At 55.5% G+C, this 19803-nt stretch carries 19 protein-coding genes; 18 read left to right on the plus strand and 1 reads right to left on the minus strand.

Annotated features, from left to right (window positions below; genetic code table 11):
• The first annotated feature begins 314 nt into the window (after positions 1-314).
• The 6 genes from O3648_RS05545 (at position 315) to tuf (ending at position 6469) form a co-directional block, all read left to right on the plus strand.
• Positions 315-644 (plus strand): neutral/alkaline non-lysosomal ceramidase N-terminal domain-containing protein, encoded by a 330-nt coding sequence (locus O3648_RS05545; protein ID WP_371568993.1) that lies wholly within the window; start codon positions 315-317, stop codon positions 642-644.
• 122 nt (positions 645-766) lie between these two features.
• On the plus strand, positions 767-1276 hold the full coding sequence (locus tag O3648_RS05550) for a neutral/alkaline non-lysosomal ceramidase N-terminal domain-containing protein (RefSeq protein ID WP_371568995.1): 510 nt from the start codon (positions 767-769) through the stop codon (positions 1274-1276).
• A gap of 770 nt (positions 1277-2046) precedes the next feature.
• A complete protein-coding gene (rpsL, locus tag O3648_RS05555) occupies positions 2047-2421 on the plus strand; it encodes a 30S ribosomal protein S12 (RefSeq protein ID WP_005504939.1) in 375 nt (124 codons plus the stop codon).
• Positions 2421-2891 carry a 30S ribosomal protein S7 gene (gene rpsG, locus O3648_RS05560; protein ID WP_005504941.1) on the plus strand — a complete coding sequence of 157 codons (471 nt, stop codon included), beginning with the start codon at positions 2421-2423 and terminating at the stop codon, positions 2889-2891. The genes rpsL and rpsG overlap by 1 nt, the downstream gene beginning before the upstream one ends.
• Positions 2892-2963: 72 nt before the next feature.
• The gene (gene fusA / locus O3648_RS05565; RefSeq protein WP_279741289.1) at positions 2964-5078 is read left to right on the plus strand and encodes an elongation factor G; all 2115 of its coding nucleotides are present in this window, start codon (positions 2964-2966) and stop codon (positions 5076-5078) included.
• 200 nt (positions 5079-5278) lie between these two features.
• Positions 5279-6469, plus strand: a complete 1191-nt coding sequence (tuf, locus tag O3648_RS05570) for an elongation factor Tu (protein ID WP_005504946.1) — start codon at positions 5279-5281, stop codon at positions 6467-6469.
• Between the two features lie 718 nt (positions 6470-7187).
• Here tuf and O3648_RS05575 read toward each other — a convergent pair.
• Entirely contained in the window at positions 7188-10619 is a 3432-nt protein-coding gene (locus tag O3648_RS05575) for a Fe2+/Zn2+ uptake regulation protein (protein ID WP_371568997.1), read from the minus strand.
• Between the two features lie 490 nt (positions 10620-11109).
• Here O3648_RS05575 and rpsJ point away from each other — a divergent pair, with 490 nt between their 5' ends.
• The 12 genes from rpsJ to O3648_RS05635 all read left to right on the plus strand — a co-directional run bounded on the left by rpsJ (position 11110) and on the right by O3648_RS05635 (position 19591).
• On the plus strand, positions 11110-11418 hold the full coding sequence (rpsJ, locus tag O3648_RS05580; protein WP_004005287.1) for a 30S ribosomal protein S10: 309 nt from the start codon (positions 11110-11112) through the stop codon (positions 11416-11418).
• A 13-nt stretch (positions 11419-11431) separates the two neighbouring features.
• Positions 11432-12088 (plus strand): 50S ribosomal protein L3, encoded by a 657-nt coding sequence (gene rplC, locus O3648_RS05585; RefSeq protein WP_005504955.1) that lies wholly within the window; start codon positions 11432-11434, stop codon positions 12086-12088.
• A 6-nt stretch (positions 12089-12094) separates the two neighbouring features.
• Positions 12095-12712, plus strand: a complete 618-nt coding sequence (gene rplD, locus O3648_RS05590) for a 50S ribosomal protein L4 (RefSeq protein ID WP_005504957.1) — start codon at positions 12095-12097, stop codon at positions 12710-12712.
• A complete protein-coding gene (rplW, locus tag O3648_RS05595; RefSeq protein ID WP_279741285.1) occupies positions 12712-13014 on the plus strand; it encodes a 50S ribosomal protein L23 in 303 nt (100 codons plus the stop codon). Before rplD ends, rplW begins: the two co-directional genes overlap by 1 nt.
• Before the next feature lie 40 nt (positions 13015-13054).
• A complete protein-coding gene (gene rplB, locus O3648_RS05600) occupies positions 13055-13891 on the plus strand; it encodes a 50S ribosomal protein L2 (RefSeq protein WP_005504961.1) in 837 nt (278 codons plus the stop codon).
• 12 nt (positions 13892-13903) lie between these two features.
• Positions 13904-14185 carry a 30S ribosomal protein S19 gene (gene rpsS, locus O3648_RS05605; protein WP_004005282.1) on the plus strand — a complete coding sequence of 94 codons (282 nt, stop codon included), beginning with the start codon at positions 13904-13906 and terminating at the stop codon, positions 14183-14185.
• Positions 14186-14245: 60 nt separating this feature from the next.
• The gene (rplV, locus tag O3648_RS05610; RefSeq protein WP_279741282.1) at positions 14246-14611 is read left to right on the plus strand and encodes a 50S ribosomal protein L22; all 366 of its coding nucleotides are present in this window, start codon (positions 14246-14248) and stop codon (positions 14609-14611) included.
• Positions 14612-15409 carry a 30S ribosomal protein S3 gene (gene rpsC, locus O3648_RS05615; RefSeq protein WP_005504966.1) on the plus strand — a complete coding sequence of 266 codons (798 nt, stop codon included), beginning with the start codon at positions 14612-14614 and terminating at the stop codon, positions 15407-15409.
• On the plus strand, positions 15410-15829 hold the full coding sequence (rplP, locus tag O3648_RS05620) for a 50S ribosomal protein L16 (RefSeq protein WP_044150210.1): 420 nt from the start codon (positions 15410-15412) through the stop codon (positions 15827-15829).
• 5 nt (positions 15830-15834) lie between these two features.
• On the plus strand, positions 15835-16074 hold the full coding sequence (gene rpmC / locus O3648_RS05625) for a 50S ribosomal protein L29 (protein WP_005504969.1): 240 nt from the start codon (positions 15835-15837) through the stop codon (positions 16072-16074).
• Positions 16071-16343: a 30S ribosomal protein S17 gene (gene rpsQ, locus O3648_RS05630; RefSeq protein WP_005508401.1), complete on the plus strand. Its 273-nt coding sequence runs from the start codon at positions 16071-16073 to the stop codon at positions 16341-16343. The genes rpmC and rpsQ overlap by 4 nt, the downstream gene beginning before the upstream one ends.
• Before the next feature lie 473 nt (positions 16344-16816).
• Entirely contained in the window at positions 16817-19591 is a 2775-nt protein-coding gene (locus tag O3648_RS05635; RefSeq protein ID WP_371569001.1) for an LPXTG cell wall anchor domain-containing protein, read from the plus strand.
• Positions 19592-19803 lie beyond the last annotated feature (212 nt).

Below are 19803 nucleotides of genomic sequence, written 5' to 3' on the forward strand. Positions count from 1 at the left end.
TTCCCCATCTCCCTAGAAGACACACCAGGACTGCAATATATAGAATGTTGACTCGTTTTTATTTGAAGTTTATGTAGAATAAACATTCTTGATTTGAGCAATGCGAATTCAACTGGAAAGCCTTTTGGTTAGGTTATAGTCTTGAAGGCATGCATATCGCTCCAATCACTTCCGTACGGGTGATTTTCGCGGTACCCGACTGCTTTCCGGAGCATCTCAATCTCAGATGTCTGAACAGGATTCTTCTATGTCTGCAGGGGAGCGAAAGCACTCCTCTGTTTTTCGCGTTTTAAGGCGCCCACCCACTCTCTTGCTTGCATTGGTGTAGCATACCTTATTGTGGCTTCCGCAGTTCTTCTACCGGTCAGGTTGCGACCGCGGCCCCTGTTTCTCAGAGCGCTAGTGCTACCCCCTACCTGGTAGATGCGGGTGCGGCGGATGTTATCGGTGAGCCCAGTGAAGTCGGCTTCATGGGTTATGACGACTCTTTCCAGAAGGGCAGCGGTGTGCATAATCGTCAGTATGCTTGCGCTTTTCATACGGTGGATCGCGCCTCCGGTAAGCGCAACCTCATTGTTGTCCTGGACTCTCTGACTGGCTGGCAGTCGCTGCGTGATGAACTGGTCAAGAGTATCCGTGCATAGTTTGGCTTCGCATACGATGAGTCGAACATTATGATTACCGTGACTCATACCCACACGCCCCCCCCGGTGGTATTACGCACCAGAGCCTGTACAACATTACGACCCTGGGCTTCCATCAGGAGGTGCTCAATGCTAATGCTGGTGATGTTTCCCCGAATACTTGGTTGAAGCCTGGTCAGGGTCCCACTAATGACCAGTTCAAGAATGTGAAGATTCAGGGTGAGAAGCAGTCTAATGCTGTGCGTTCTCAGCTCAAGAGTGCGGGTACTCCGGTGGGTAAGGGGCTGGATTTGCGTATTTCGTACTTCAATTTCTCGGGTATGAACGTGGATGCCAAGTACACCGGTGGTGGCCATAATGAGCGCACCTGTCAGGGTTTCTTGAGTACTTCGTTTGGTTCTGGTTCCACTGAGGATGGCGGTGGTGGCTGGGATGCCTATAGGGAAGGCTCTGGTTGCCCCTCTATGCTGGTTACTTTGGTGTTCACTCCGAGTGCAGCGCAGACGAGTTGCCAGCAGCCGAAGGGCATTCTCTTCTCTGCAAAAAATGGAACGGTCATTCAGGAAAAGTATCCAGTGCAGATTATGAGCTTCGGCGTCCCAGGTGACGGTTCACTGGAAGGTGTCGGCTAATACTCATAAGGGGTAGTACCGCATCCGCTACTACGGCAATGCCAATAAAAATTCGAAGACTATTACCCTGTTTGAGGGCCAGACTCGAGTCTTCCAGGTGGCGTAGCCCAGCAGCCGCTGTGGTGGACCTATAACTGGATACTCCCTTGCGGGAGGCGGATGTAGCTACGCGCTCGCCTCCCGCATCTGTTGATGCTGCCGAGAATCATCGAGAGGGTTCTGGGTGCTCTTCTGCTTTAACTTACTCCAAGGAGGCAAAAGAAACAGAGCGAGCCGAAGAGGCAGTGGGGGAGCAGTAAATCCCAATAATGTAATTTAAGTGAGGCAAATCATCAGCTTTTGCTCTTAGGTAGGGGCTTAAAAGCAAAGAATCCCCGCTCTGGCGCTAGATTAAGTGGGATTTAACCTGTATAGTCTTATGCGAAGTACTTGAGCTCGGTGCACAAGGATCCACCCCCGGTGGGTTTACGCGGGATATTTCCCGAGGGTACGGGCATGATGAATCAATGGCAGTATGGATACCGTCCTTTGGTGTTGCTTTTTGCTGACGCCTAAATGCCATTTTTAAGCGTGCCCAAAAACTTTTTCACCTCTGAAGGTGGGGAATTTTAGCCCTGAGAACTCGCCGAGATGTCGAGGAACCTATAGAAACCAACCGGATATGCATCCGAGCGTTTCTGATAACCGAGAGCACCCATCCAACGTGATGGGGGCCAGTAAGTTTATACGGGATTTTCTAACGAGGAACCCGATCAAGCAACGGAGAAAACGTGCCTACTATTCAGCAGCTGGTCCGTAAGGGCCGGACTCCCAAGGTCGTTAAGACCAAGGCGCCCGCACTGAAGGGCAACCCCATGAAGCGTGGCGTGTGCACCCGTGTGTACACCACCACCCCGAAGAAGCCGAACTCGGCACTGCGTAAGGTCGCTCGTGTCAAGCTCAACGGCGGCGTCGAGGTTACCGCATACATTCCCGGTGAGGGTCACAACCTGCAGGAGCACTCGATTGTGCTCGTTCGCGGTGGTCGTGTGAAGGACCTCCCCGGTGTTCGCTACAAGATCGTTCGTGGCGCTCTGGATACCCAGGGTGTTAAGGGTCGCGGCCAGGCTCGCTCCCGCTACGGCGCTAAGAAGGAGAAGAAGTAATGCCTCGTAAGGGTCCCGCTCCCAAGCGTCCCCTCGTAAACGATCCTGTTTACGGTTCTGCTCTGGTCACCCAGCTGATCAACAAGGTTCTGCTGGACGGCAAGAAGTCCGTCGCAGAGCGCATCGTCTACGGTGCCCTCGAGGGCGTCGAGAAGAAGACCGGTTCTGACCCGGTCGCAACTCTGAAGAAGGCTATGGACAACATCAAGCCTTCTCTCGAGGTTCGCTCCCGCCGCGTCGGCGGTGCAACCTACCAGGTTCCGGTTGAGGTTCGCCCCGGCCGTTCCACCGCTCTGGCTCTTCGCTGGCTCGTTGGCTTCTCCAAGCAGCGCCGCGAGAAGACCATGACTGAGCGTCTGATGAACGAGATCCTGGATGCATCCAATGGTCTTGGTGCCGCTGTGAAGCGTCGCGAGGACACTCACAAGATGGCCGAGTCCAACAAGGCCTTCGCACACTACCGCTGGTAATTCTCCGTTTAGAGCCTGCCGAGTCAATTCGAGTCGGCAGGCTTTCGGAGTATCTCATTTAGGGAGAATAACGTGGCACTTGACGTGTTCACCGACCTTAACAAGGTCCGCAACATCGGTATTATGGCGCACATCGACGCCGGTAAGACCACCACCACTGAGCGCATTCTGTTCTACACCGGTATTAACCACAAGATCGGTGAGACCCACGACGGCGCTTCCACTATGGACTGGATGGCTCAGGAGCAGGAGCGAGGTATTACCATTACCTCCGCAGCAACCACCTGCTTCTGGAAGGACAACCAGATCAACATTATCGACACCCCCGGTCACGTCGACTTCACCGTTGAGGTTGAGCGCTCCCTGCGCGTCCTCGACGGCGCAGTTGCTGTGTTCGACGGCAAGGAAGGTGTTGAGCCCCAGTCTGAGACCGTTTGGCGCCAGGCTGACAAGTACGATGTCCCCCGTATCTGCTTCGTCAACAAGATGGACAAGATGGGTGCTGACTTCTACTTCACCGTTCAGACCATCATCGATCGCCTGGGCGCACGCCCGCTGGTTATTCAGCTCCCCATCGGTGCTGAGAGCGACTTCCTTGGTGTTGTCGACCTGCTCGAAATGAAGGCATACGTCTGGCCCGGCGACGCCAAGGGCGACGTGACCATGGGCTCCTCCTACGAGGTTCAGGACATTCCTGCTGACCTGGTTGAGAAGGCTGAGCAGTACCGAGCTGAGCTGGTTGAGGCTGTTGCTGAGTCCAGCGAAGAGCTCATGGAGAAGTACCTCGAAGAGGGCGAGCTGACCATCCCCGAGATTAAGTCGGGTATCCGTCAGCTGGTTATCGCCGGCGAGGCATTCCCCGTTCTCTGCGGTTCTGCATTCAAGAACCGCGGTGTTCAGCCCATGCTGGACGCTGTGATCGAGTACCTGCCCTCCCCGCTGGACGTTCCGGACGTTGTCGGCTCCAACCCCTCCAACGAGGAAGAGAAGCTGACCCGTAAGGCATCTGCTGATGAGCCCTTCGCAGCGCTGGCGTTCAAGGTTGCAGCTCACCCGTTCTACGGTCAGCTAACCTATACCCGCGTTTACTCCGGTGTTGCAGCTCAGGGCCAGCAGGTCCTGAACTCCACCAAGGGTAAGAAGGAGCGCATCGGTAAGCTCTTCCAGATGCACTCCAACAAGGAGAACCCTGTTGAAGAGATCACCGCAGGTCACATTTACGCTGCGATTGGTCTGAAGGACACCACTACTGGTGACACCCTGTGCGACCCCGCACACCCGATTGTTCTTGAGTCGATGACCTTCCCCGATCCTGTGATCTTCGTGGCTATTGAGCCCAAGACCAAGGGTGACCAGGAGAAGATGTCCACCGCTATCCAGAAGCTTTCCGCTGAGGACCCCACCTTCACCGTTTCGCTGAACGAAGAAACCGGTCAGACCGAAATTGGTGGTATGGGTGAGCTGCACCTGGACATCATCGTTGACCGTATGAAGCGTGAGTTCAAGGTTGAGGCTAACGTTGGTAAGCCTCAGGTTGCTTACCGCGAGACCATCAAGAAGGCAGTCGAGAAGGTCGACTACACCCACAAGAAGCAGACTGGCGGTTCCGGTCAGTTCGCAAAGGTGCAGGTCTCCTTCGAGCCCCTGCCCCTGGATGGCGAAGAGCTGTATCTGTTCGAGGACAAGGTCACCGGTGGCCGCGTTCCTCGCGAGTACATCCCTTCGGTCGACGCTGGTATCCAGGACGCTATGAAGTTCGGTGTCCTCGCTGGCTACCCGATGGTAGGCGTGAAGGCAACCCTGATCGATGGTGCGTACCACGACGTCGACTCCTCCGAAATGGCGTTCAAGATCGCTGGTTCGATGGTCTTCAAGGAAGGCGCTAAGCGCGCTAACCCGGTCCTGCTCGAGCCGCTGATGGACGTTGAGGTTCGTACCCCCGAGGAGTACATGGGCGACGTTATCGGCGACCTGAACTCCCGCCGTGGCCAGGTTCGTTCTATGGAGGACGCATCCGGCGTTAAGATTATCAAGGCTATTGTGCCCCTGACCGAAATGTTCGGTTACATTGGCGACCTGCGCGGCAAGACCCAGGGTCGTGCAGTGTTCTCGATGGCATTCGATAGCTATGGCGAGGTTCCCAAGAACGTCGCTGACGAGATCATTCAGAAGAGCCGCGGCGAGTAATTTCCGCGTCTTATCCGTGGGCCACGGGCTAAAAACCTGTGGCCCACACCAAAATTTTCAATTAAATCCATTATTGAGAGCATGAACAGTTTCATCTCTGCGGCGTAATCCGCTATTGTAGACGCTAGACCGTTTTATAACGGGATGCGCCGGAGCGAAGATCCGCGTGCATGTTTTCAATCGTTCTAGGAGGAACACTCTTGGCTAAGGCTAAGTTCGAGCGCTCCAAGCCTCACGTTAACGTCGGTACCATTGGTCACGTTGACCACGGTAAGACCACCCTGACCGCAGCAATCTCCAAGGTTCTGGCTGACAAGTACCCGGACCTGAACGAGAAGCGCGACTTCGGTATGATCGACTCCGCTCCCGAGGAGCGCCAGCGCGGTATTACCATTAACATTGCTCACATCGAGTACCAGACCGAGAAGCGCCACTACGCACACGTTGATGCTCCCGGCCACGCTGACTACGTCAAGAACATGATCACCGGTGCGGCTCAGATGGACGGCGCAATCCTCGTGGTTGCAGCTACCGACGGCCCCATGGCACAGACCCGCGAGCACGTTCTGCTCGCTCGCCAGGTTGGCGTCCCCACCCTGCTGGTTGCACTGAACAAGGCAGACATGGTTGACGACGAAGAGCTCCTCGACCTCGTCGAGATGGAGGTCCGTGACCTCCTCTCCTCGCAGGAGTTCGACGGCGACAATGCTCCCGTTGTTCGCGTTTCCGCACTGAAGGCTCTCGAAGGCGATCCCGAGTGGGTTGCTAAGGTCGAGGAACTCATGGACGCAGTCGACACCTACATTCCGGACCCCGTTCGTGAGAAGGACAAGCCCTTCCTCATGCCCATCGAGGACGTCTTCACCATTACCGGTCGTGGCACCGTTGTTACCGGTCGTGCAGAGCGCGGTACCCTGAAGATCAACTCCGAGGTCGAGATTGTCGGTATCCGCCCGATCCAGAAGACCACCGTTACCGGTATCGAGATGTTCCACAAGCAGCTCGACGAAGCATGGGCAGGCGAGAACTGTGGTCTGCTGCTGCGCGGTCTGAAGCGTGACGATGTTGAGCGTGGTCAGGTTGTCGTGGAGCCGGGCTCCATCACCCCCCACACCGAGTTCGAGGCAAACGTCTACATCCTCTCCAAGGATGAGGGTGGCCGTCACAACCCCTTCTACTCCAACTACCGTCCTCAGTTCTACTTCCGTACCACTGACGTGACCGGCGTTATCACCCTCCCCGAGGGCACCGAGATGGTTATGCCCGGTGACAACACCGAGATGACCGTTACCCTGATCCAGGAAATCGCAATGGAAGAGGGCCTCGGCTTCGCTATCCGTGAGGGTGGCCGCACCGTTGGTTCGGGTCGTGTTACCAAGATCATCAAGTAATTGCCGTAAATTTACGACAATTCGCTAAAGATCTGCCGGAGCGGAAACTCTCCATCAGGTAGCGATACTCAAGGACCCCCGCATCTGCGGGGGTCCTTTTGTTATGCCCTTTTGAAGAACTAAGGAGGCCGAAGCGCCGTCTGATTTTTAGCGGTGGAACCCATACACGACAGCGGTTATGGGCTTATAGCGGCCGCTAAAAGCCACTGGGATCCGCTGAGAAACCTCTGAGAGGAGCTAGAGAATAAAACCGAATGCCATGGTAGAAAACGCCAAAGCTAAGGGTTGCGAGAGCCATCTATGCTGTACGGCTGATATTTCTTCTTAAGGACTTACCAAAGGCCTCCTACAGCCCTGGCTCCGACGCCGAGGCTGCAGTTACAAGCCGTACCGAATCTTCTTATTTTCCTCCTACTGCGAAGCCTCACAGGGCCCTACGCGCAAAGAATACTATCCCCCTATAAGTGACACTCAGGAACCATGCAAGCGCTCTTGCCGAGCACAAACGGAGAGGGTGAAGATAGAGGATCTGAGGAGCGAAGAACAAAAGCTTATTTCTTGGTGCGGAGAAAAACTAAAGCTGGTTGCTTGAGAGTAAAGAAAAACGGTTCCCAGCCCGAAGGCTGGGAACCGCAATTCGAATGACTGCCCCCTCGGAAGGGACATAGGTAGTCCTACTACAGAATGCTGCAGTAGCATAGCCTATATCTGCAGCAGGCTAGATATTTTCTTCGTCACGAGGCTGGTAGCCCTGCGGAGAAACCTGGCGTTGCTGCACCTGAGCGTTAGCCACCTGGTTCTGAGGGTAGGTACCTTCAGTCTGGGGCTCCTGGGGGTAGCCAACAACCTGAGCGGGACCTTGCTGGGATGCGACAGCATCCTGCTTATTCTGTCGAGCCAGCAGACGCCAGATAACGCCTGCGATGAGCAGAATAGAGATGATGAACAGGGTGAGCGGGTTCAGACCGGTGAGCAAAATCGCTAGGTCGAGGGTGACCAGGGCGGCCGCAATATAGGTCCAGACTCGGTCGAGCAGCAGAGCGCTCAGAAGAGTCAACGCGATACCGAGTACCAGGACCACGATATCCGGACCGTCAGCAGGAACTGCCCACGTTACCAGGGTGAGGAATACCTGCAGACCCAAAGCCCAGTACAAGGGAGCGTCCGATACCTGCGTATCCAACGGCTTCTTTACAATGAGGTTGCTGAGGACCTTCGCAGCGGTGAACGCCAGGAGCGCCAGAAGAATAACCTCAAGAATCACACTCAGCGGGTTGTAGTCTAAGTAATCAAGGACCAGACGGGCAATGAAAAGGCTGAACGCAACAGTGCCAATAGCTGGCAGACTCTTAGGCTTAGAGACCGATACGAAGGATAGAGCAAACAAACCCCAAAGAAGGGCGTTGAGCTCCACCTGCTCGTAATCGAAAATCAAGCCGAAGAACGTCATGAATCCCAACACGCACAGCGCCGGAATCATCAGCAACGTATTGACCGGAGCGTAGATCGCTTGGGCCAGGGAGCGGCGCGGCGTAAAACGCGGATAGGGCGAACCGAGCGGACCGTGCATCGGCAGCTTAAGCGTCCTATTACCGGCCGGGACAGAGATGTACGGGCGAATAGTAGCCTTTGCACCAGAGACCTCGACCGGGAGCATCACCTTCAGAACGAAAAGGATAATAACGGCAAAGAGCGTGTAGTACCCCAGAAGAGTGACTTCCATGATGCTCTTCTTAGCGTGGAAGAGATTCCACAGGGAGCCAATGCAGAAAATGGTAACGCTGATGGAAGCGCCAATCTGCATGTAAGGCGCCTTGAAGAAGATTGCCACCGCCCAGAGAACAATCAGGAGAGCCGGAGTAGCTACTGAAAGCAGAAGCTGATCAATATCTGCCATAGTGTGGACTGCGCTCAGTACAGCGCCAAGGGTGAAGAAGCTCGCTGCTGCGTACGCCTCGTAGATTCGCTTGGAACGTGCGTAGAGCAGTACGCTACACAGAGCTTGACCAACCAGCAGAACAATGAACAGGAAGTTGACTATAGAATCCTTCACGTTGCCGCTGATGGCGAGCAGAACAACAGACCAGCAGATGGGGAAACGAGCAATAGTGAGTAGCTCGGAACGGACCGAAGAACCTGCAGCAATGAAAAGGCCAAGTGCCACGTAAATGACCGTCAGAACGGCAGGCAAAGCTACTGCAACATATTCTTTCTGCGGACCGAAGAGCAGATAGTGTCGAGAGCCAATCATAGCGATGGCGAGGGCTGTGTAGAGCGCGATACGCACGGCGCTGACCACGGTGGAGCGGACAGAACCAACAATATCCGGAAGTTGCAGGGCCCGACCCAGCAGAAGAGCGCTCAGAGTGCTGACGAAAAGAACGGCTCCAGCGAACAGGGAGAAAATGATCCGGAAGCGGTCATGTACGGCACCGTCAATAATGCTGATGCTATATCCTGCAAACAACGCGAAGACGCCCAAGATGAGGTATGCCGCCATCTCATTGAGTCGGTAGCTCGCATTCTGCGCTGCCCCATTCTGAGAGAACGCAAAGGTCAGTAGCGCGATAGCTGAGCAGACCATAGCAAACATCAGAGGCGATTCAGAAGTTTGCATCTCGGGAATGAGAGCAAGGAAGAGCTGAATCATGCCGATGGCATAACCAATATTGCTGAGCACAGCTCCAGCAGTTCGCATCTCAGGGGCTTTAGCACTGAGCAGGTAGATAACAATAGCAGCGGCAAAGAAGAGATAGAAGGTGCCCTGACTATTGGGGGAGAGATACATGGCAATCACAGGAATGACTGCCGCAAAAATCATGAGCACCAGAGGCTGAACTGCCTTGCGGTAGAGCAAGAAACTCACAATGCACAGGACGCCAATAACCCAGGGAGCGGGGAAGAGCCCCTGCTGGCCTTCTGCATAGGGAAGGAAAGTGCTCCAGCGTGTTACATGTGCCGAGCTGTGAGTCGCATAAGTTGCGTAGAATGCATCCAGGACCGTCAAGAAGGAGAAGAAAACACCGATGCACGCGTCAACGGCAGGTAGCCATGCCTTCTTGCCAGTACGAGGCTGAAGAGCATCCTGAGCCCAGGGAATAGGGGGCATCTGCTGATTCGGAGCGACATAATACTCGTGAGAGTCAACCATCTCACCAATGTTCTGCTGCAAACGCGGGACAAAAGCGTATACGGAAATTATGTTCACAAGCAGAACTGAAACAAAGAAAATACTCGGGAACCATGGGCCGTGATTCAAATCCAGAACGAAGCACAGGACTGAAGCAATGGGGTAGATACGAGCCTGAGCGTAGTTATCCGCTGTACCGTTCAGCCAGGTGAACAGAATGGCGTGCACAGACATAAGCGCAAAAGCAATACCCGCGTCCGTGTAGCTCAGATCGTTAGTGAAGAAGAAAATAGCGATGGCCGTAGCCGGAACGAAAATACGAGAAGAATCAACGAGACCTTCGCGGATGCCCTTCGGCGCAGCGTTCGGCGCAAAGTGCAAAATCAGTCCCAGTACGGTGGCAACAACGGTCAACGAGACGAAATACCAGACAAAAGGCAGGTAGGCGACTTTTGTTGCTGACAGAGAGTCCGAAACGATAAACGAAATCAGCAGGTACGCCATCACGCGGTTGCGCATGAGAGTACAGGCTCCCACAATGGCGGCTGTGCCAACTAGGGAGGTGAGAAACCAGATGTAACGTCCCTCTGTCCAAATCTCAAGGACATAGACGGCGATACCGGTCAGAGGGATAAACGCCAGACCGGTCGCTGCAAAAGAGTAGGAGGCGATACGTAAACGCTCAACGAAACGGTAGGTGAGCAGACCGGCAGAATAGAAGAGGACGGCTCCGAGACCCAATGCGACGACGCGGACAATAGCAGTCTCATCCTTAGAAGAGGTAACCGAGGTGACGAAAAGACCAGCGGCACCTATAAGCAAGAGCGAGCCAATGTACAGAACAATATTGAGGAAGATGTCTTCATTGACTCGGCGTCGTTGTACAGGAGGCTGAGAATATACGCCCGCTACCGTAGAGGGAGTATGCGTACCAAGAGCCGGTTGCTGAACATGCTGAGGGCTCTGGGTTGATGAGTGAGAGCTAGAGGGCGCCTGATGAGGTTGTGTCGGCTGAGACATAGTTTCTCCTTAGGCTGTAGTGATACTTCTACAATACGAGAGCTTTCAGCACTAAAACCTTTATTGCGGGCAATAAAGCGCATGGAACTTACTGAAAATAGATTGAAAGCTCCCTGAGAGCTACATCGGGGGGGGGCACCCCCCCCGGCTGATAGAGATAGTTAAGTGTTCTTAAGCACTTAACTCGTGTTTGTATTGCGCAAGCGCTCTATCTCTGAGAGAATTGACGACGTTGTCAAAGCGTCTACCTGCACTAAAGGTAGGCCCACGTATGACCCGGTCCGAAGGATGACGGGATGAGTCTGTCTAGAAAATAGGCGACACGCCCGAGTTCGGGGGTCGGTACTCAGGCGGGGTGAGGAACCCGGCAAAGCCGGATTCAGTCCGTTCTGAGTGGCGCACGTGATGAATATATCGCGTTCCTTAAGCGCTATAACAAAGGGGCAAAAGCTCCGATACAGGGAATACATCAAGAAAGAGAGTCCGACAGATGGCGGGACAGAAAATCCGCATCCGTCTGAAGTCCTATGACCACGAGGTCATCGATTCTTCGGCACGGAAAATCGTCGAAACGGTAAAGGGCGCAGGCGCAACTGTAGTTGGCCCCGTGCCGCTGCCGACCGAGAAGAACGTTTACTGTGTTATCCGTTCTCCCCACAAGTACAAGGACAGCCGCGAGCACTTCGAGATGCGTACGCACAAGCGTCTGATCGACGTTGTTGATCCGACCCCCAAGGCTGTTGATGCCCTCATGCGTCTCGACCTGCCGGCAGACGTAAACATCGAGATCAAGCTGTAGAGGATCGCATCTAATGACTAATAAATTCGAGCGCCAGGTGAAGGGCCTGTTGGGCACCAAGCTCGGCATGACCCAGGTCTGGGACGAGGACGGCAAGTTTGTGCCCGTCACCGTCGTTAAGGCTGATTCTAACGTTGTTACCCAGATCCGTAACCAGGAAACTGACGGCTACGAAGCTGTTCAGATTGGTTTCGGTGCAATCGACTCTCGCAAGGTTACCAAGCCCCTGGCTGGTCACTTCGAGAAGGCCGGTGTTACCCCCCGTCGCCACATCGTCGAGCTGCGTACCGCAGATGCTTCTGAGTATTCCCTCGGTCAGGAACTGACCGTTGAGCTCTTCGAAGCAGGCCAGAAGGTCGACGTCGTTGGTAAGACCAAGGGTAAGGGCTTCGCAGGTGTTATGAAGCGTCACGGCTTCAAGGGTGTTGGCGCGTCTCACGGTCAGCACAAGAACCACCGTAAGCCCGGTTCCATCGGTGGCGCATCCTACCCCGCACGCGTGTTCAAGGGTATGCGCATGGCTGGCCGTATGGGCGCAGCACGTCACACTACCTTGAACCTGACTATCCAGGGTGTGGACGCAGAGAACAATGTCCTGCTGATCAAGGGCGCGATCCCCGGTCCCAAGGGCGGCGTTGTTCTGGTTCGTACCGCTGTGAAGGGAGCCTAATACATCATGGCTGTTAAGACCCTTAAGGTAGACCTGCCCGCAGAGATTTTCGACGCGCAGGCATCCGTGCCCCTGCTGCACCAGGTTGTCGTTGCACAGCTCGCTGCTGCACGCCAGGGCACCCACAAGACCAAGAACCGCGGCGAGGTTTCCGGTGCAGGCCGTAAGCCCTTCAAGCAGAAGGGTACCGGTAACGCACGTCAGGGCTCCATCCGCGCACCGCACATGACCGGCGGTGGCGTTGTTCACGGTCCGACCCCGCGTAACTACGCACAGCGCACCCCCAAGAAGATGATTGCCGCTGCACTGCGCGGTGCTCTCTCCGATCGCGCTCGTCACGACCGCGTCCACGTTGTCGAGAACTTCATCTCCGGTGAAACCCCCTCGACCAAGGCTGCAAAGGCTGCATTCGCAGCTATCACCGAGCGCAAGAACATCCTTCTTGTGATTGCTCGTGCAGAGGACGTTGTGGCTCTGTCCGCACGTAACCTGGAGAACGTCCACGTTCTGTACGCAGATCAGCTCAACACCTACGATGTGCTGGTTTCAGACGACGTGGTCTTCACCAAGGCAGCATTCGACGCATTCGTTGCTGCAGCTCAGAAGAAGGAGGGCGCTAAGTAATGAGCGTTTCCACCAAGTCTGTATACGACGTGATCCTCGCTCCCGTCGTTTCCGAGAAGAGCTACGGTCAGCTCGACGAAGGTAAGTACACCTTCGAGGTCGCAACCGATTCCAACAAGCTGGAAATCAAGCAGGCCATCGAGAAGATCTTTGACGTCAAGGTTGCTTCCGTCAACACCATCAACCGTCAGGGCAAGCGCAAGCGCACCCGTTTCGGTTGGGGCGCTCGCAAGAACACCAAGCGTGCGATTGTGACCCTCAAGGAAGGCACCATCGACATCTTCGGCGGTCCGCAGGCATAAGTCCCGCGGAGACCACTTTAACGAAGGAAGAAATATCTAAATGGGTATTCGTAAGTACAAGCCGACGACCCCGGGTCGCCGCGGTTCGAGCGTTGCTGATTTCTCCGAGATCACCCGCTCCACCCCGGAAAAGTCCCTGCTTCGTCCGCTTCACAAGACCGGCGGCCGTAACAACACCGGCCGCATCACCACCCGTCACAAGGGTGGCGGCCACAAGCGCCAGTACCGTCTCATCGACTTCCGTCGTCACGACAAGGACGGCGTTAACGCACGCGTTGCACACATCGAGTACGATCCCAACCGTACCGCTCGCATCGCGCTGCTGCACTACTTCGATGGTTCCAAGCGCTACATCATCGCTCCGAACAAGCTCGCTCAGGGCGACATCGTCGAGTCCGGCCCCGCAGCTGACATCAAGCCCGGTAACAACCTGCCCCTGCGCAACATCCCCGTTGGTACCGTGATTCACTGTGTCGAGCTCCGTCCCGGTGGCGGCGCAAAGCTGGCTCGTTCCGCAGGTGCTTCTGTACAGCTGGTTGCTAAGGAAGGCAAGTACGGTCAGCTCCGTCTGCCCTCCGGCGAAATCCGCAACGTGGATGTTCGTTGCCGCGCAACCGTTGGTGAAGTTGGCAACGCTGAGCAGTCCAACATCAACTGGGGTAAGGCAGGCCGTAACCGCTGGAAGGGCATCCGCCCGACCGTCCGTGGTGTGGTCATGAACCCGGTTGACCACCCGCACGGTGGTGGTGAGGGTAAGACCTCCGGTGGTCGTCACCCCGTTAACCCCAACGGTAAGCCCGAGGGTCGTACCCGCCGTCCCAACAAGGAAAGCGACAAGCTCATCGTTCGTCGCCGTCGTACTGGCAAGAAGCGCTAAGGAGCCTGAAACATGCCTCGTAGTTTGAAGAAGGGCCCTTTCGTTGATCAGCACCTCTACCTGAAGGTTGCAGCTCAGAACGAGAAGGGCACCAAGAACGTAATCAAGACTTGGTCGCGTCGCTCGATGATTATCCCCGACATGCTCGGTCACACCATCGCAGTGTACGACGGTCGCAAGCACGTGCCGGTGTTCATCACCGAGTCGATGGTTGGTCACAAGCTCGGTGAGTTTGCTCCGACCCGCACTTTCCGCAGCCACGTGAAGGACGACCGTAAGGGCAAGCGTCGCTAATCGGTTCACACCGATAAGCTAACGTTTCCCTTTCGGCAATAGACGAAAGAGAGATAGGCAATGGAAGCCAAGGCATCAGCGCGTTTCGTTCGCGTTACGCCTATGAAGGCCCGCCGTGTCGTCAACCTGATCCGTGGTAAGCAGGCGGAAGAGGCTCTGGCGATTCTGAAGTTCGCCCCCCAGGCAGCTTCGGAGCCGGTATACAAGATCGTTGCTTCGGCAGTAGCTAACGCTCGTCAGAAGGCAACCCAGCAGGGTCTGCCCTTCCGCGAGGAAGAGCTGTTCATCAGCGAAGCATTCGTGAACGAGGGCCCGACCATGAAGCGCATTCAGCCCCGCGCTCAGGGTCGCGCATACCGAATCAACAAGCGCACCAGCCACATCACCGTGGTAGTTGCTACCCCGGAGAAGGAGGAGGGCCGCTAAATGGGTCAGAAAATTCACCCGAACGGTTTCCGACTGGGCATCACCACTGACCACGTCTCCAAGTGGTTCGCTGATTCCAATAAGCCCGGCGAGCGTTACGCTGACTTCGTCCGCGAGGACGTAAAGATCCGCGAGCTGCTGGCAAAGAACCTGGATCGCGCAGGCGTTGCAAAGGTCGAGATTGAGCGCACCCGTGACCGCGTGCGTGTGGACATCCACACCGCTCGTCCCGGTATCGTGATTGGCCGACGTGGCGCAGAAGCAGACCGCATCCGCGGCGAGCTCGAGAAGCTCACCAACAAGCAGATTCAGCTGAACATCCTCGAGGTTGCTAACCCCGACCTCTCCGCTCAGCTGGTTGCACAGAGCATCGCAGAGCAGCTCGCATCGCGTGTTGCATTCCGCCGTGCCATGAAGAAGGCAATCCAGTCCGCACAGCGTGCAGGTGCAAAGGGTATCCGTATCCAGTGCTCCGGCCGTCTGGGTGGCGCTGAAATGTCCCGTTCCGAGTTCTACCGCGAAGGCCGTGTGCCCCTGCACACCCTGCGTGCGAACATCGACTACGGCTTCTTCGAGGCTAAGACCACCTTCGGTCGCATCGGCGTGAAGGTCTGGATCTACAAGGGCGACCTGACCGACAAGGAGCTGGCAGCTCAGCAGGCAGCAAACAACCGCCGTGGCAACCGCCGCGATGGTGACCGCCGCCGCCAGGGCAACCGTGGTCCTCGTCGCGAGCGCCGCAACGAGAACGCTTCGGCAAAGGTCGAGGCCAAGACTGCAGAGAACGGTGAGGCATAAATGCTTATTCCCCGTCGAGTAAAGTACCGCAAGCAGCACCACCCCAAGCGTAATGGTCTCGCAAAGGGCGGCACCGAGGTTAGCTTCGGTGAGTGGGGCATTCAGGCCCTGTCGCCCGCATACGTGACCAACCGCCAGATTGAGGCTGCACGTATTGCAATGACCCGTCACATTAAGCGTGGCGGTAAGGTCTGGATCAACATTTATCCCGACCGTCCGCTGACCAAGAAGCCCGCTGAAACCCGTATGGGTTCCGGTAAGGGTTCGCCCGAGTGGTGGGTCGCAAATGTCAAGCCGGGTCGAGTCATGTTTGAACTCTCCGGTGTGTCCGAAGAAGTGGCTCGCGAGGCAATGCGCCTTGCAATCCACAAGCTCCCGATGAAGGCACGTGTTGTGCGTCGCCGCGAAGGTGGTGAATAAGCGAGATGGCAGTAGGATCCAAGGACCTGAGCATCGATAAGCTCGCAGAGCTCTCCAACGAAGAGCTGGCTGCAAAGCTGAGCGAAGCGAAGAAGGAACTCTTCAACATCCGCTTCCAGGAAGTCACCGGTCAGGCTAACGCAGGTCGTCGCCGCACTATCAAGCGCGACATCGCACGTATCTACACCGTGCTGCGTGAGCGCGAGCTCGGTATTCGTCCCGCAACTGAAGGTGAGTCCAAGTGAGTGAAGTAAAGAACGAAGAGCGCGGCTACCGCAAGACCCGCCGCGGCTACGTTGTCTCCGACAAGATGGACAAGACCGTTGTCGTCGAGGTCGAGGATCACGTGAAGCACGCACTGTACGGTAAGGTCGTTCGCCGTAGCTCCAAGATCAAGGCACACGATGAGCAGAACGCTGCTGGCATCGGTGACCTCGTTCTGATTGCAGAGACCCGTCCGCTGTCCGCTTCCAAGCGCTGGCGTATCGTGGAGATCATCGAGAAGGCTAAGTAAGCCCTTTTCATGATTCTCTGTTAGAGCAGTAAAAGAACCCCTCTCCTACCTAGGTAGGAGAGGGGTTCTTTTCGTAACCTTCGTGCGAGAAGAACTGTGGTGGGGCGCGCCCTATGGCATGGGCTAATAACAGACGCTAAGACAATGTTTGTCATAAATGTCTTGATACGTCATACGAGAGAGCAATATTTTTCTCTTGTTTTGATGGTGCAATCCATGCGTAGACGCTGCTAGAGAAGAAAGCGCATGTGGAGACGGAATTGTGATGAAAAAATGAAGAATAATGCGGGAGTAAGGTGTCTAGGAACTATGACACCTGATGAAAAGCACTTGAAATAACCTAACTAGGCACTTAATATCAACTTTATAGTTGCTTAGCATAACCTTGCCCAATAATCAGTGGGGTGGCTTTGCATCTTCCAGAGGTTGCACGACCTTTGGAGAAGTACCACTACATATTATCGAGGATCAGCATGATTTCTTCGCCCAAGCCCTCACGTAAGCTGCTCGCCATTGCAGGCGCACTTTCCGTTGTTGCAGGCTCTTTCGCTACCGTTCCCGCTACCTTTGCGGCAAACGTTTCCGCATCCGTTCCCGGCGGAAACTCCCAGACCTCTACTGAGGAATGCCGTCACATTGCAGTGAGCGCTACCCAGTACCAGGGTCTGCCCGGCCAGTACCAGCTGGCATACTCGGCAGCAACCTCCTCCCTCTACACTTCATTCTCTTCCGGACGCCCGCCGATTCTGACTGGTGGCGTCGGCACCTGGAACGTTGCATCCACCCCGAGCCTTTCTACTGTCTACCAGTTCCCGACCGCGGACTTTATTGGACGTGGTGCTACTGCACCGACCGGTAAGCAGATCGAATCTCCCTACGGTATTGCCTACGACGAAGCAACCGGATACGTATGGGTGACCCAGACCCGTGTCAACAAGGTATCTATCTTCGATCCCGCGACCAATAAGATTATTTGGAGTAGCGCAGAAGGCGACGTCAATCACCCGCGTGAGGTACGCATCGACCCCTCTAGTGGCAAGGTCTTTGTATCTGGCTCTGGCGGCATTAGCGTCTTCGATACTACCTCGCACACCCTGGTCAAGAAGATTGAGTTCACCGACGCCAAGGGAGAATCGGACATCGCAATGAACATGCACGTGGACTCCGCCGATGGCAAGCTCTACGTGCCCTCCCTGAGCGCCGGCACCGTGAAGGTGATTGACACCAAGAGCTACGAGGTCGAGAAGACCATTCAGCTGCACAAGGAAAATGCTGAAGCTGCTCTGAACGCATCGGACGTCACTGTAGACAAGTCCCTGAAGGAAATTTACGTCAGCTCCCAGGGTGACCGTAAGGGCACTAACTCCGGTATCACCACCTACGACCTGGAAACCGGTGCCTACAAGAAGACCATTCCTTTCGGTACCCAGGCCCTCGCCCTCGCCTCCGATGAAGCCCGTGACCTGCTGTACGTGACCGATTACGGTACCGGCAATGTCGGTGTTATTGATGCACGAACTGGTACCGTTGTTTCTCAGGTGTCTACCGGCGCAACTAGCGGTGCAAATGATGTTCTGGTCACCGCAGATGGCAGCGCATACGCTGTAGCCCGCAGCATCGAAGGCACTTCCGCTATAGAAACCGACTACACCATCGATAAGACCACCGGCGAATATCGCACCTCTAGCACGGAGCCCAAGGGCAAGGACAACGCAGATTCCCCGATCGTTCCCGGCGTTATGGTGAAGATCAACACCACCGTTGAAACTACCGCGAAGCCTACCGCGCAGACTTCTTCTGAAGAACTGGTGAAGACCTACGCCGACGGCGCTAAGCTCTACGCTGTGAAGGACTGGACCACCGGTGAAACTCTGAAGCTGCGTGGTGAAGGTTTCAAGATTCAGGACGGTTCAAAGGGCTCCGTACTTGCAGTCAAGCTCAACAAGGGCCGCATCTCTGCCAAGGAAGAGCCGAAGTTCAACGGCGTTGACGGCAACAGTGCGGGTGTCTGGGCGTACATTCAGGCAGATGAGAATGGTAACTTCACTGCTGAACTGCCGTACCCGACCACTGAGAACTCCAACCTGACGGAAAACCTGAAGAACGGCGATAAGGTATCGGTCTTCCTGCTCTCCGGCTCCATGGTTGAAGGTGATACCGCACGTGGTGGTGAAGCGCTCTCCGCAACTGTTGCAGAGAAGAAGGCAGACACCACTGAGACCTGCGCACCGGCAGAAACCACCCAGGTCGCCGCTGCTCCTTCTGGCGTGACTACCACTTATCCCGTCGGTACTAAGCTGAGTCTGCCTGATAGCAACAAGCCCACCCCGGCTCCGAGTGAGTCTGCTAAGCCTGAGCCGACTACTCCGGCTCCGAGCGAGTCTGCTAAGCCCGAGCCGACTACTCCGGCTCCGAGCGAGTCTGCTAAGCCCGAACCGAGTACCCCGGCACCCTCCGAAAGTGCAGAATCCAACGAGATTGTGCACGAGTACAAGGATGGCGCAAAGGTCTACTTCCCCAAGACCTGGGACGGCCAGAAGCTGACCTTCCGCGGTGAAGGCTTCAAGACTCGGGATGGCAAGGGCTCCATTATCGCTGTCAAGCTGAACAAGGGCGCTATCTCTGCAAAGGAAGAGCCTAAGCTTGAAGGTGTTGAAGGCAATAGCGCAGGCATCTGGGCTTATATCAAGGCGGATGAAAACGGTAACTTCACCGCAACCATCGACCGCCCCACTGTAGCGAACTCTAACCTGTCTGAAGAGCTGAAGACCGGCGATAGCGTTGCTATCTATCTGCTTTCCGGTTCCCTGGCAGAGAACGATAACGCACGTGGCGGCGTTGCTGTAGAGTACACCTTCAGCACCGAAAATAAGGTACCTGCACCTGAGGCATCGGAGCCGAAGGCATCCGAGTCGGCCAACGCACCTGTAACCAACCCCTCTGATGCTCCGTCTGCACCTGCAGATGCCAAGGAACAGGCAAAGGAGCAGCCTGCTAATGATCAGTCCAAGGCTCCCGCGGATTCTTTGAAGTCCGAGGCGCAGAAGAAGGACAGCACCGCCCCGAAGACCTCCGGCTCTTTGTCGCAGAATGTTACCTCTTCCAGCAACGGCTCCACCTCTTCGAACCCCTCGAAATCTTCACTGGCTAACACCGGTGCTTCGGGCGTCGTCGTTGCAGCTGGAGTTGGCGTTCTTGCCCTGATCGTTGGCGCAACTGTGCTTGTAGCACGTCGTCGCAAGGCATAGTCCGTACCCCACGGTAGCCCACGATACTACCGCTCTGTAGTAACTAAAGAGGTAGGGCGGGATCTGCAGGATATTTAAGAACCCGATTTATCCTCTGAAACGGCCGGTAGACATTGAAAGGGGCGGTACCCATCAAAGCGATGGGTACCGCCCCTTTCAGCTTGTTCATATGTCTGTTATAGAGGTGGAAGGCCTAGACCAGAGTCAGAAGT

This window comes from Rothia sp. 27098_8_161, from assembly GCF_041432905.1.
In the GTDB taxonomy this organism is placed as follows: Bacteria; Actinomycetota; Actinomycetes; order Actinomycetales; family Micrococcaceae; genus Rothia.

Coding starts and splice junctions, on each gene's coding strand:
- rpsG (WP_005504941.1), top strand. CDS start 2,421: ATGCCTCGTAAGGGTCCCGCTCCCAAGCGTCCCCTCGTAAACGATCCT.
- O3648_RS05575 (WP_371568997.1), bottom strand. CDS start 10,619: ATGTCTCAGCCGACACAACCTCATCAGGCGCCCTCTAGCTCTCACTCA.
- rpsJ (WP_004005287.1), top strand. CDS start 11,110: ATGGCGGGACAGAAAATCCGCATCCGTCTGAAGTCCTATGACCACGAG.
- rplC (WP_005504955.1), top strand. CDS start 11,432: ATGACTAATAAATTCGAGCGCCAGGTGAAGGGCCTGTTGGGCACCAAG.
- rplD (WP_005504957.1), top strand. CDS start 12,095: ATGGCTGTTAAGACCCTTAAGGTAGACCTGCCCGCAGAGATTTTCGAC.
- rplW (WP_279741285.1), top strand. CDS start 12,712: ATGAGCGTTTCCACCAAGTCTGTATACGACGTGATCCTCGCTCCCGTC.
- rplB (WP_005504961.1), top strand. CDS start 13,055: ATGGGTATTCGTAAGTACAAGCCGACGACCCCGGGTCGCCGCGGTTCG.
- rpsS (WP_004005282.1), top strand. CDS start 13,904: ATGCCTCGTAGTTTGAAGAAGGGCCCTTTCGTTGATCAGCACCTCTAC.
- rplV (WP_279741282.1), top strand. CDS start 14,246: ATGGAAGCCAAGGCATCAGCGCGTTTCGTTCGCGTTACGCCTATGAAG.
- rpsC (WP_005504966.1), top strand. CDS start 14,612: ATGGGTCAGAAAATTCACCCGAACGGTTTCCGACTGGGCATCACCACT.
- rplP (WP_044150210.1), top strand. CDS start 15,410: ATGCTTATTCCCCGTCGAGTAAAGTACCGCAAGCAGCACCACCCCAAG.
- rpmC (WP_005504969.1), top strand. CDS start 15,835: ATGGCAGTAGGATCCAAGGACCTGAGCATCGATAAGCTCGCAGAGCTC.
- O3648_RS05635 (WP_371569001.1), top strand. CDS start 16,817: ATGATTTCTTCGCCCAAGCCCTCACGTAAGCTGCTCGCCATTGCAGGC.